Source organism: Streptomyces aureus (genome assembly GCF_000725495.1).
Classification (GTDB): domain Bacteria; phylum Actinomycetota; class Actinomycetes; order Streptomycetales; family Streptomycetaceae; genus Streptomyces; species Streptomyces aureus_B.
The window spans coordinates 69764-81516 of the sequence record NZ_JNZD01000046.1 but is presented as its reverse complement, the minus strand read 5'-3'; the positions used below and the strand labels follow the sequence as shown (position 1 = coordinate 81516).

Genomic DNA, 11753 nt, shown 5'->3' with positions numbered 1-11753 from the left:
CGCTCCCCCGAGCTCTCGGCTTCGCTCGAGCAGGGGGCACCCCCATGACGCCGCCGGGCCGCCCTCCGGGCGACGACGCGAATTGTCAGACAGGCCCTACGCCTGCTCCCCCGTCCCCTCCCCAGTCCGCTCCTGGACGAGCTCCGCGAGCATGCGCGCGATGTGTCCCTCGGCCGCGGCCTTGTCGACGCCCGCGCCGCTGAGCACGCCCTCGCCGTTCTCGAACTCCAGCAGGGCGAGCAGGATGTGCTCGGTTCCGACGTAGTTGTGGCCGAGGCGCAGGGCCTCGCGGAAGGTGAGTTCCAGGACCTTCTTGGCCGCGGGACCGTACGGGACCAGTTCGGGGACCTCCTCGGCGGCCGGCGGGAGCGCGGCGAGAGCCGCCTCGCGGACGGTGTCCAGGGAGACGCCCTGCGCGGTGACGGCGCGGGCGCCGATCGAGTCGGGCTCGCCGATCAGGCCGAGGACGAGGTGCGCGGGCAGCCCCTCGGTGCCGCCCAGGGCCTTGCACTGCTCGTGCGCGACCATGACGGCCTTCCGGGCCTTCTCCGTGTAGCGGCCGAATCCCTGGCTCGGGTCGAGGTCCGCCTCGGCCTTGGGCACGAACCGCTTCTGCGCGGCCTGCCGGGTGACGCCCATACTCCTGCCGATGTCGGTCCAGGACGCTCCCGAACGCCGCGCCTGGTCCACGAAGTGCCCGATGAGGTGGTCGGCCACGTCGCTCATGTGGTCCGCCACGATGACCGCGTTCTGGAGCTGGTCGAGCGCGTCGCTGTGCGTCTTCTTGATGGCGTCGATGAGGTCGTCGAGACGTACGGACGCCTTGCCGGATGAGTTCGTCGTCATGTGTCAACGTTAGGTTGACAGTGGGTGGGTGTCAACCTGAAGTTGACACCCACCCATGCGGTCCGATGACGGGGCGACCGACTCCGGGAATGCTCTGTCCACAGGGTGTGGACGAGAACGTGGCTCCGGCGCCGGACCGCGCGCCGGACCCCGGTCCGCCCGTGACACGATCGGGGGATGAGTACGTCCAGCACCGTGGAGCGCGCCTTCACGGCCGCTCTCTACGCCGAATCCGACGCGGCCCTCGACACCGGCGCGTCCCTGCTCGCCGCCGACCCGGCCGGTGACGCCGAACTCGCTCGGCGCGGCGAGGAGTTCGTCGCGGCGGCCTGGCGGCGCGGCTGGCAGCCCGCCGACGTCGTACGGATCGTGCGCCGCGACCTGGACGACATGCACGTACGCCTGCTGACCGCCTTGATCCTCGCCGAGCACGAGGGTGACCGAGCGTCCCGTGGGGCGCGCTGGGCCGCCCAGCTCGACGAGTTGGAGGAGGGGCCGCACGACCTCAGGACCGACCGCTTCTCCCGTGCGACCGCGGTCCTGGAGCTCTATCGTCTGCTGCTGCGCCTGCCCTCCATCGAACCGCTGGACCCGCCCCGGCAGCCGGCCGTGGCGGCCGCCCCGCAGGAGACGCGCATGCTCACCCGCATCCGCGGCCTGCTCGCGAAGGCGGAGGCGACCGGCTTTCCGGAGGAGGCGGAGGCGCTCAGCGCCAAGGCGCAGGAACTGATGGCGCGGCACAGCATCGACGAGGCGCTGCTCGCCGCCCGGACCCACGCGAAGGACGCGCCCGGCGCCTGCCGTATCGGCGTCGAGCCGCCGTACGAGACGGCCAAGGCGGTGCTCCTGGACGCGGTCGCCGGGGCGAACCGCTGCCGCGCGGTGTGGAACGAGGCCCTCTGCTTCTCGACCGTCGTCGGCTTCGAACCCGACCTGGAGGCGGTCGAACTCCTCTACACCTCGCTCCTGGTGCAGGCCACCGCGGCGATGACGAAGGCGGAGGCGGCCCAGCGCGCGGGCGGGCGCAAGCGCACGAAGACCTTCCGGCAGTCGTTCCTGGCCGCGTACGCGCACCGGATCGGCGACCGGCTCGCGGCGGTCGCCGAGGAGCAGGTGACGACCGCCGCCGAGGGGGAGCTGCTGCCGGTCCTGGCGGCCCGCGACGTGGCCGTCACGGACCACCTGGACCGGATGTTCCCGGAGACGGTGACGACCCGGGTGCGCGGGATCACCGACGAGGCCGGATGGCACGAGGGCGCCGCGGCGGCGGACCGCGCCCAGGTCAGGGGCAGGCGCCCGCTCCCCTGAGCCGTGGCGCGGTCCCTCGGTGTCAGTCGCCCGCGTGCTGGAACGGCGTCGTCGAGGCGTTCGGCTCGGTCGCCGATCCCTTGCCGGCGACCGGACCGTAGGACCACGGGAAGCTCTGCGTGGTGTCGGCGCCGGGCAGGGCGATCTTCAGCGTCTTGACGGCCAGGGTCTTCGCGTCGCCCTCCGCGCCCCGGACGTAGGTGATGGTGAACGAGGCGGTGTCGCCCTGGGCGAGGGTCAGCTCCTCCGGCGCGGCGGACTCGTCCGCCGCGATCTTCGCGGAGGTGCCGCCCGCTTCCACGGAGAGCCCGGGGAAGCCCTTCAGGGTGCACCGGCCGCCCTTGTTGGTGAGCGTGACCGGGATGTTGCCCGTGTCCCCGGCGGCCGTGGCGGCGTTCGCGGGACCGACCTGGATTCCGGAGTCGCCGATCGCGCAGGCCGCGGCGGCGGTCTTCTTCGGGGAGCCGGTCGCGTCACCGGACTTCCCCGAGCTGGAGCTGCCGGAGCCGCCGTCGTCGCAGGAGGTCAGGGCGAGGGCCGCCGCGATGACGGTGACGGCGATGGGCAGAGCGCGCATGGGTTCCCCTGGGAGTCGTGACGATGTGCATGGATCATCACGTACGCGGGGCCGCCGAGGTTGCGCACCCCTGGCCGTTCACCCGCACGGGGCTGGTATCGCCCGGTTTCGCCGGGCGGCGCGACGGCCTGTCGGCCCGGGGCCCGGTGTTCCGCCAGCCCGCCAGCCCGCCAGCCCGTCGGTGTGTCAGCCTGCCAGCCCGGCGGCGCGTCAGCGCGTCAGCGCGGCAATCCGGCAGCCCGGTGCCGGTCGGTCGGGCGGTCCGGTGGCCGGGTCGCTCGTCAGCCCGACGGGCGGGCGGCCGGTCGGGCGGTCCGGCAGTCCGTCGGTTCGGCAGTCCGTTGGTTCGGCGCCCGGGCCGCCCGGGCGCCCGGAGGTCAGGAGCCCAGGCTCGCCGTGGGCAGGCCCGTCGGCAGCTTGCCGCCCTCGCTCTTGGTGTAGGTCTCCTTGCCGACGCCGCCTTCCCAGGTGATCTTCAGCGTCGTGGCGCCGACGGAGTCGACCATGCCGACGGCACGCTTCTTGCTGCCGTCCGAGCAGGCCAGGCGGATCATCCGCATGCTCGCCTCGTCGGACGAGGTGCCGCTGCACACGGTGCCGCCCGTGGCGAACAGGCCCGCCTGCTTGCCGTTGATCATGAGCACCACGGCCTTGCCGTCCGCGGTCGTGAGCCAACTGCCCTGGAGCTTGCCGCCCGCCTCGGACGTGGCCCCGGAGCCGCCTCCCGTACCGGCGCCGTCCGTCGCGGACGCGCTCGGGCTCGCCGACGCGTCCCCCGAGTCGTCGCTCCCGCTGCTGCAGCCGGTCAGGACGAGCGCCGCCGCCAGTCCGGCGGTCACGGCCGCTGTGCGTGCGAGGCGGGACGGGAAGGTCGCCGTGGTCACTGAAACCCCCAAGGGTGGGATGGATGCGGTCGCCCGAACGATCGCAGCAAGCTATCAGGAGGTCCACGGGCCCCAGCCGGGCCGGGGCGTGCGGTTGCTCACGGGCCTACGGAACAGGTAGGAGTTTCCCTACGATTGACGCGTAGGGAAACTCCTACCTATCCTGTGGACATGAACATCACCCACGCCTCCTTCGTCACCCTCCCCGTCGCCGACCAGGACCGGGCGCTGCGCTTCTACCGGGACGTCCTCGGTTTCGAGGTCACCGCCGACCTGGACCTGCCGCCCGGCCGCTGGCTCCAGGTGGCGCCCGCGGGAGCCCAGACCGTCTTCACGCTCTCGGGTCCGGGGATGGGGGGTTTCACGCCCGGCGAGGCCCGGGGGATCATGTTGGTGACGACCGACGTCGACGCCGACTGCGCGCGGCTCACCGCCGCCGGTGTCGTGGTGGAGGGTCCCGACGACCTTCCCTGGGGCCGCATGGCCTCGTTCCGCGACCCCGACGGCAACGGTCTGATGCTGGTCACGGAGAAGGCCCTCGGGGCGGCCGCGGAGATGTGAAAGGTGCTGAGCGCGCCATGACGGGGATCGGGGCAGGGCGGGAGGCCGCGGCGGTACGAGCCGCGTCCGGAACCTCCGCCGCGGCGGCATCCGTCGGAGCCCGGGCCGGAGCCGGAGCCGGACCCGGCGCAGGACCGGCCACCGCCGTCGAAGCGGCCGTCGAAGCCCTCGCCGAAGCCGCTCCCGCCGTCGAACCCCCCGGCTCCGGGGCGTCCGGCTCCGGAGCGTCCGGCGCCCGCGAGGACCAGATCTTCGCGGCGCTCGCCAACGCCACCCGTCGCGAGGTGCTGCGGCTGCTGCGCGAGCAGGGGCCCCAGCCCGTCCAGGCGCTGGCCGACCACTTCGCCATGCGCCGCCCCAGCCTCTCGGAACACCTCAAGGTGCTCCGGGAGGCCGGCCTCGTCTCCGAGGAGCGCGCGGGCCGGCAGCGCATCTACCGCCTGGAGGCCGCCCCGCTGGCCGACGTCCAGGACTGGCTCCATCCGTACGAGCGGTTCTGGCGCGACAGGCTGAAGGGCCTCGGCGATCTCCTGGACCGCATGCCCGACGATCCCGAGTCATGACCCCGGACCCGCACGACCCGAACCCCGGCACCCCGGACCCGGATCACCCGAACTCTGGCGCCCCGGACCCGCACGACCCGAACACCCCCGCCCCCGACGACGACCTCACCACCATCCGCGTCGCCCAGTTCCTGCCGCATCCGCCCGCCAAGGTCTGGCGCGCGCTCACCGAGCCCGAACTGCTCGCGCAGTGGCAGATGCCGGGGTCCGAGGACTTCCGGCTCGAAGTCGGCCACCGGTACACGCTGACCGCGCTCCCGCGCCCCAACGCCGCCTTCTCCGGCACCGTTGACGTGCGCGTTCTCGCCTACGAGCCCGGACGGATGCTGAGCGTCGGCTGGGCCGACGCGAACGCGTCCCGCCCCGCGGACTGGACCATTACCTGGACCCTGGAACAGGAAGGGCGCGGTACGCGTCTCTTCCTAGTACACGAGGGATTCGATCCGGACGATCCCACCCAGATGATGGCGCGGAAGATCATGGACGGGGGCTGGAGGTCGCATGTGATGCGATCTCTGGGGAATGCGCTGGACCGGATGTAGATGTTGCCGCACTCCGGTGAGGTGCAGGCCGTAGTCATGCGAACGACAGCCGGTAGTCAAGGGCCGGTAAAAGCTGTAACCGCAGGACCACCCCGCGTGCACGTGCATCTGCCCATGCATCTGCACATGAACAGAGCTATGATCCGAGTCAGTTGACTACTGCACCTATGGCCACCTCAGCCACTGCACGACCGGGGAGCGACCTGTGGACCACGACGTGTTCGACGTGGATGACGTGTACGACGGTATGGCTGAATTTGTGTACAACGGCATGGCTGCGACCGAGCTCGACGGCGTCGCCTGGCAGAAGAGCCGGCACAGCAACTCGCAGGGTTCCTGCGTGGAGTTCGCCCGGCTGCCCGGCGGTGACGTGGCCGTGCGGAACTCGCGGTTCCCGGAGGGGCCCGCGCTCGTCTACACGCGCGCCGAGATCGAAGCCATGCTCCTGGGTATCAAGGACGGCGAGTTCGATCACCTGATCGCGGGCTGACGGCCGTGATCGCGAATCGTCCCGAACGGGCCGGCCGCGGAAGGTCCGGTCCGAGGGTGGTCGGCCTTCATCAGGGGTGAACTTCACTCAGCGTTTCGTAACGCGCGTAGAACCGCGGCGCCAAAAGGCGCCGCGGTTCGTCATTCGGGAGCGGGTGCGGCCGTCTCCGGCTGTGCCCCCAGACGGAACAGCGCCCATACGACCTTGCCGCTGAGCGTTCCGGCGAGCGGGTGCCAGCCCCAGCTGTCCGAGAACGAGTCGACCAGGAAGAGGCCGCGCCCCGATTCCGCCGCGAAGTCCTCAGAGTCGCCGGCGACCGGGGAGTCGTGGCTGGGGTCGCGCACGGCGCACACCAGTCTCGAGGTCCACCGCATCAAGTGCAGCCTCACCGGCGGCCCTTGCTCGTCCCCGCGGGGGGTGTCCGAGGGAAGCGCGTGACGCAGGGCGTTGGTGACGAGTTCGGAGACCACGAGACAGACGTCGTCGAAACGGTCGCCTATCTCCCACTGGTCCAGCGTCACGCGGGTGAACTGCCGTGCCTCGCGCACCGCTTCGTAGCGGGCGGGCAGGGCGCACGAGGCGGCGCTGGACACGGCCGCGGGGTCGAGAGGCGGAAGTCCCTGCCGTAAGGGTTCGAGCATGGTCGATCCATTCGTCCCCATGCGAGGCACTCCCGGGTGTTCGCGGTCGTTGCGATGCAGCGGTGGCGCGGGGACCATGGTTCCGAATGCGTACAGCAGATGCAAGGGCAGATGCACGTGCACGCGCCCGAATTGGACCTTCCTCTACTACTTCTTGGTCATTTCTTCCTTCACCTTATTCTCAGCTGTCGGGCGTTCACTGATCCTTTTCTGTGCTTCGGCTTTGGCTGCTTTCCGTTTCCGTAACTGAACGAGTACTGCTTGAAGTGTTTTAGTGGCAGACTGCGGCGACTGGAAGACGGTTGGGGAGGCTGACGAACGTGAGCGCTGGTGAGTCGAGCGGCTCGGTGGTGCGGCGCATGCTGCTGGGGTCCCATCTGCGGCGCCTGCGTGAGGCGCGCGGCATCACCCGTGAAGCGGCCGGCTACTCGATCCGTGCCTCCGAATCGAAGATCAGCCGTATGGAGTTGGGAAGGGTGAGCTTCAAGACCCGCGACGTCGAGGACCTGCTGACGCTCTACGGCATCAACGACGAGGCCGAGCGCACCTCCCTCGTCTCCCTCGCCAAGGAGGCCAACGTCGCGGGCTGGTGGCACAGTTACTCCGACGTCCTGCCCAGCTGGTTCCCCACCTACGTCGGCCTGGAGGGCGCGGCCCACCTCATCCGGGTGTACGAGGTGCAGTTCGTGCACGGCCTGCTGCAGACCGAGGCGTACGCCCGGGCCGTCGTCCGGCGCGGGATGCGGGGCGCCTCCGCCGCAGACGTCGACCGGCGGGTGGCCCTGCGCCTGGAGCGGCAGAAGTACCTCGTCTCGGCGAACGCCCCCGAGTTCCACATCGTCCTCGACGAGGCCGCGCTGCGCCGCCCCTACGGCGACCGCGAGGTGATGCGCGAGCAGCTCCAGCATCTGATCGAGGTCTCCGAGCGGCCCAACGTACGGCTTCAGGTCATGCCGTTCAGCTTCGGCGGGCATTCCGGCGAGAGCGGCTCCTTCACCATCCTGAGCTTCCCCGAGTCCGACCTGTCCGACGTCGTCTATCTGGAGCAGCTGACCAGCGCGCTCTATCTGGACAAGCGCGAGGACGTCAACCAGTACGAGAGCGCGCTCAAGCAGCTCCAGCAGGACAGCCCCGGACCGGACGAGAGCCGGGATCTGCTGCGCGGGCTGCTCCAGCTCTCCTGACGCCGGCCGCGGAGTTCTCTCGGAGAGCAGCGGCAGACTTCTCTTGTCACCTTCAACTCCCTTGAAACACAAGTACGATGACATGTGATCAGACCGTGATCGGATGTCTGCTGACCCGGGCCAAGGACTGCCTCGGCAGCACAGGGATTGAGGGAGCACATGTCGTCCTACTTCACCGACCTGGCCCAGCAGTACATCGACGGCGAATGGCGCCCGGGCACCGGCTCCTGGGACATCATCGATTTCAACCCGTACGACGGCGAGAAGCTGGCGTCGATCACGATAGCCACGGTGGACGAGGTCGACGAGGCCTACCGTGCCGCCGAGCGCGCCCAGAAGCAGTGGGGCGAGACGAACGCGTACGCCCGCCGCGCGGTCTTCGAGAAGGCCCTCGCCGTCATCGACGCGCGTGAGGAGGAGATCACCGATGTGATCATCGCCGAGCTGGGCGGCACCCGGCTCAAGGCGGCCTTCGAGCTCCACCTCGTCCGGGAGTTCCTGCGTGAGTCGGTGCAGCTCGCGCTGCGCCCCGAAGGGAAGATCATCCCCTCGCCGGTCGACGGCAAGGAGAACCGCCTCTACCGCGTGCCGGTCGGGGTCGTGGGTGTCATCAGCCCCTTCAACTTCCCGTTCCTGCTGTCGGTCAAGTCCGTCGCCCCGGCCCTCGCGCTCGGCAACGGCGTCGTCCTCAAGCCGCACCAGAACACCCCGATCGTCGGCGGTTCCCTCGTCGCGAAGATCTTCGAGGAGGCGGGCCTGCCCGGCGGGCTCCTCAACGTCGTCATCACCGACATCGCCGAGATCGGCGACGCCTTCATCGAGCACCCGGTCCCGAAGGTCATCTCCTTCACCGGCTCCGACAAGGTCGGCCGGCACGTCGCCACGGTCTGCGCCGCGAACTTCAAGCGCTCGGTGCTCGAACTCGGCGGCAACAGCGCGCTGGTCGTCCTGGACGACGCGGACGTCGACTACGCGGTCGACGCGGCGGTCTTCAGCCGCTTCGTCCACCAGGGCCAGGTCTGCATGGCCGCCAATCGTGTCCTGGTCGACCGGTCGATCCAGGCCGAGTTCACCGAGAAGTTCGTCGCCAAGGTCGGGACGCTGAAGACCGGCGACCCCAGGGACCCGCAGACGGTCATCGGCCCGGTCATCAACTCCTCCCAGGCGGACGCGCTGTCCGGTGTCGTCGAGCAGGCGATCGCCGAGGGCGCCACCGCGCTGCTGCACGGTTCGGTCAGGGAGAACCTGGTCGAGCCCTCCGTCCTGACCGGCGTCCCCGCCGACTCGGAGCTGCTGCGCCAGGAGGTCTTCGGCCCCGTCGTCTTCCTCGTCCCGTTCGACGGGGAGGAGGAGGCGGTCCGGATCGTCAACGACACTCCGTACGGCCTCTCGGGCGCCGTCCACACGGCCGACATCGAGCGCGGCGTGAACTTCGCCAAGCAGATCGACACCGGCATGTTCCACGTGAACGACGGCACCGTCCACGACGAGCCCCTCGTCCCCTTCGGCGGCGAGAAGCACTCCGGCATCGGCCGTCTGAACGGCGAGACGACCGTCGACTCCTTCACCACCACCAAGTGGATCTCGGTGCAGCACGGGCGGAGCCGCTTCCCCTTCTGAGACGCCTTCGCGTGACCGTTCAGCGCGCCGGACCCTTGCGGACAGAACCTGACCGCAAGGGTCCGTAGCGTCTTCCCCGTCAGCCGGGAGGACCCGACGAAAGGCGGCCGGTCATGGTCACGCATGTGCGAGCGGAAGAGCAGGGCGACGAGCGCGGGGCGCTGCTCGCCTTCATCGAGGAGCAGCGCGGCGGCATCCGCCGGTCGCTGCTGGGGTTGACCGAGGAGCAGGCCGCGAGCCGGCCGAGCGCCAGCGAGCTCTCCCTGTCCGGGCTGCTCAAGCATGTCGCGGAGGTCGAGCAGGGCTGGATCGCGCGGGCCAAGGGTGAGCCTCCGGCGATCAAGCGGGACGAGTCGAACTGGCACGAGTGCTTCGTCCTCGGCGAGGGCGAGACGGTCGCCTCGCAGCTCGCGTACTGGGAGAAGGTCGCCGCCGAGACGGAGGCGTTTTTGCGCTCGGTGCCGAGCCTGGACGACACTTTCGCGCTCCCGCCGGACCCCTGGTTCCCGCCCGAGGGTCGTGTCTCCATGCGCTGGCTGGCGCTCCACCTGATCCGCGAGACGGCCCGGCACGCCGGCCACGCCGACATCATCCGCGAGTCCCTGGACGGGAAGACGGCCTTCGAGCAGTACGAGGACTTCCGCCCGGCACGCCGAGAGCACGCACCTGACGCCGCCCGGCCCGCCCTTCGGGCGAACGACGGGACTTTCGCAACACGCCCTAGGCTGGGCCGTATGTCAGCGATCCGTCTTCTCGTGCTCGGCGCGGTCCGCCAGCACGGGCGGGCCCACGGCTACCAGGTGCGCAACGACCTGGAGTACTGGGGCGCGCACGAGTGGTCCAACGCCAAGCCCGGCTCGATCTACCACGCGCTCAAGCAGATGGCCAAGCAGGGACTGCTGCACGCCCACGAGATCGCGCCCTCCACGGCCGGCGGTCCTCCGCGCACCGAGTACGAGATCACGGACGCGGGGACCGAGGAGTATCTGACGCTCCTGCGCGAGTCGCTGACCTCGTACGACCAGAAGATGGACGTCCGCTCGGCGGGCATCGGCTTCATCGTCGACCTGCCGAGGGAGGAGGCGGTGGCCCTCCTGAAGGAGCGGATCCGCGGGATCGGGCAATGGCGGGCGTCCGTCACCGAGCACTACGTGCCCGAGGACGGCCCCGCCCGGCTCGGGCACATCGGCGAGCTCATGGACCTCTGGGTCCACACCGCCGACGCCGACGCGGCCTGGACGGGCGGTCTGATCGCCCGGATCGAGGGCGGCGCCTACACCTTCGCCGGAGAGGGCGCTCCGTTCGTCGGGGTCCTCGGGGAGGGCGAGGAGAACCCCTACGCGACGGGGGAGCGGCACCCGGAGGACGCGCGCTGAGCCGCACCCAACCCGACGCTCATCAAGTTTGACTAATGCCAACGATCGGCCTACCCTCCATCGGCATGCCAGTAGTCAAGTTTGATTACCAGGTGCGCGGACCGGACCGGAAGCGGTCTGGGCCGGAAGCGGGCCGGAGCGGAGGGAGCGGGATGACCGGGGCGATCGTCGTCGAGGACGTACGCAAGAGGTACGGGGACAAACACGCGCTGGACGGACTGGACCTGCTGGTCGGGCGCGGCACGGTGCACGCGGTGCTCGGCCCCAACGGCGCGGGCAAGACGACCCTGGTCCGGGTTCTGTCCACGCTGCTGCGGCCGGACGGCGGCCGGGCGGAGGTCGCCGGGCACGACGTGGTGCGCGAGGCCCGCGCGGTGCGGTCGCGCATCGGGCTGCTCGGCCAGCACGCCGCGCTCGACGAGGAACTCGGCGGCCGGCAGAACCTGGAGATGTTCGGGCGCCTGCACCACCTCGGCGCCCGCGCCGCACGGGCGCGGGCCGGCGAACTCCTGGAGCGCTTCGGTCTCGCCGACACCGGCCGCAAGGCGGTCGGCGACTACAGCGGCGGCATGCGCCGTCGCCTGGACCTGGCCGCCTCGCTCATCACCGACCCCGAGGTCCTGTTCCTGGACGAGCCGACGACCGGGCTCGACCCGCGCGGCCGGGCGGAGGTCTGGGCGGCGGTGCGCTCCCTGGTCGGCGGCGGCACGACGGTGCTGCTCACCACCCAGTACCTGGAGGAGGCGGACCAGCTCGCCGACCGCATCTCGGTCGTCGACCGCGGACGCGTCATCGCGGACGGCACGGCCGACGAACTGAAGTCCCGCACCGGCGGCGACCGCATCGACGTGGTGCTGCGCGACGGGGGACTGCTGGGCGCGGCCGTCGCCCTGCTGCCGTTCGCCGGGGACGGCGTCTCGGTGGACGCCGACCGCCGGCTGCTCAGCGCTCCGGTCACCGACCGCATGGCGGCCCTCGCCGCGGCCGTGCGCGGGCTGGCGGAGGCGGGGATCGAGGCGGAGGACATCGCGCTGCGGCGCCCGACGCTGGACGAGGTGTTCCTGCACCTGACCGGAGGCGAGCCGTCCGCGCTCCCGGACAAGGACGAGGCACGAGCCGGGGAGGCCGCGTGAGCACGACGTACGACACCGCCCGCGAGGG

At 70.7% G+C, this 11753-nt stretch carries 13 protein-coding genes and 1 pseudogene; 10 read left to right on the top strand and 4 right to left on the bottom strand.

Going from position 1 to position 11753, the window contains the following annotated elements:
* Positions 1-96: 96 nt before the first annotated feature.
* On the bottom strand, positions 97-846 hold the full coding sequence (locus tag IO36_RS34685; RefSeq protein ID WP_037625986.1) for a Clp protease N-terminal domain-containing protein: 750 nt from the start codon (positions 844-846) through the stop codon (positions 97-99).
* A gap of 177 nt (positions 847-1023) precedes the next feature.
* Here IO36_RS34685 and IO36_RS34680 point away from each other — a divergent pair, with 177 nt between their 5' ends.
* Entirely contained in the window at positions 1024-2154 is a 1131-nt protein-coding gene (locus IO36_RS34680) for a DUF2786 domain-containing protein (RefSeq protein ID WP_037625984.1), read from the top strand.
* 22 nt (positions 2155-2176) lie between these two features.
* Here the strand turns inward: IO36_RS34680 and IO36_RS34675 are convergent, their stop codons facing one another.
* The gene (locus tag IO36_RS34675) at positions 2177-2731 is read right to left on the bottom strand and encodes a DUF4232 domain-containing protein (protein WP_037625982.1); all 555 of its coding nucleotides are present in this window, start codon (positions 2729-2731) and stop codon (positions 2177-2179) included.
* A 377-nt stretch (positions 2732-3108) separates the two neighbouring features.
* Complete coding sequence (locus IO36_RS34670; protein ID WP_037625980.1) at positions 3109-3615, bottom strand: hypothetical protein; 507 nt, start codon at positions 3613-3615, stop codon at positions 3109-3111.
* A 171-nt stretch (positions 3616-3786) separates the two neighbouring features.
* Between IO36_RS34670 and IO36_RS34665 the strand changes: the two genes are divergently transcribed.
* From IO36_RS34665 to IO36_RS34650, 4 genes are all read left to right on the top strand, one after another.
* On the top strand, positions 3787-4176 hold the full coding sequence (locus IO36_RS34665) for a VOC family protein (protein ID WP_037626013.1): 390 nt from the start codon (positions 3787-3789) through the stop codon (positions 4174-4176).
* Between the two features lie 248 nt (positions 4177-4424).
* Positions 4425-4739, top strand: a complete 315-nt coding sequence (locus IO36_RS34660) for an ArsR/SmtB family transcription factor (RefSeq protein WP_037626011.1) — start codon at positions 4425-4427, stop codon at positions 4737-4739.
* The gene (locus tag IO36_RS34655; protein ID WP_078943625.1) at positions 4736-5281 is read left to right on the top strand and encodes an SRPBCC family protein; all 546 of its coding nucleotides are present in this window, start codon (positions 4736-4738) and stop codon (positions 5279-5281) included. The genes IO36_RS34660 and IO36_RS34655 overlap by 4 nt, the downstream gene beginning before the upstream one ends.
* Positions 5282-5486: 205 nt before the next feature.
* The gene (locus IO36_RS34650) at positions 5487-5771 is read left to right on the top strand and encodes a DUF397 domain-containing protein (RefSeq protein ID WP_037625978.1); all 285 of its coding nucleotides are present in this window, start codon (positions 5487-5489) and stop codon (positions 5769-5771) included.
* 140 nt (positions 5772-5911) lie between these two features.
* On the opposite strand, the gene IO36_RS34645 is transcribed toward IO36_RS34650, so the two are convergent.
* Entirely contained in the window at positions 5912-6433 is a 522-nt protein-coding gene (locus IO36_RS34645) for an ATP-binding protein (protein WP_078943624.1), read from the bottom strand.
* A gap of 338 nt (positions 6434-6771) precedes the next feature.
* On the opposite strand from IO36_RS34645, the gene IO36_RS34640 reads away from it, so the two are divergent.
* From IO36_RS34640 to IO36_RS34625, 5 genes and pseudogenes are all read left to right on the top strand, one after another.
* Positions 6772-7596 (top strand): helix-turn-helix domain-containing protein, encoded by an 825-nt coding sequence (locus IO36_RS34640; RefSeq protein WP_051901177.1) that lies wholly within the window; start codon positions 6772-6774, stop codon positions 7594-7596.
* 159 nt (positions 7597-7755) lie between these two features.
* Positions 7756-9216 (top strand): aldehyde dehydrogenase family protein, encoded by a 1461-nt coding sequence (locus tag IO36_RS34635; RefSeq protein WP_037625972.1) that lies wholly within the window; start codon positions 7756-7758, stop codon positions 9214-9216.
* 113 nt (positions 9217-9329) lie between these two features.
* Positions 9330-9815 (top strand): annotated as a pseudogene (locus IO36_RS48610) (DinB family protein); the annotation flags it as partial.
* Between the two features lie 135 nt (positions 9816-9950).
* Positions 9951-10592: a PadR family transcriptional regulator gene (locus IO36_RS48605; RefSeq protein ID WP_037626008.1), complete on the top strand. Its 642-nt coding sequence runs from the start codon at positions 9951-9953 to the stop codon at positions 10590-10592.
* Positions 10593-10744: 152 nt separating this feature from the next.
* Positions 10745-11725 (top strand): ATP-binding cassette domain-containing protein, encoded by a 981-nt coding sequence (locus tag IO36_RS34625; protein ID WP_051901172.1) that lies wholly within the window; start codon positions 10745-10747, stop codon positions 11723-11725.
* Positions 11726-11753 lie beyond the last annotated feature (28 nt).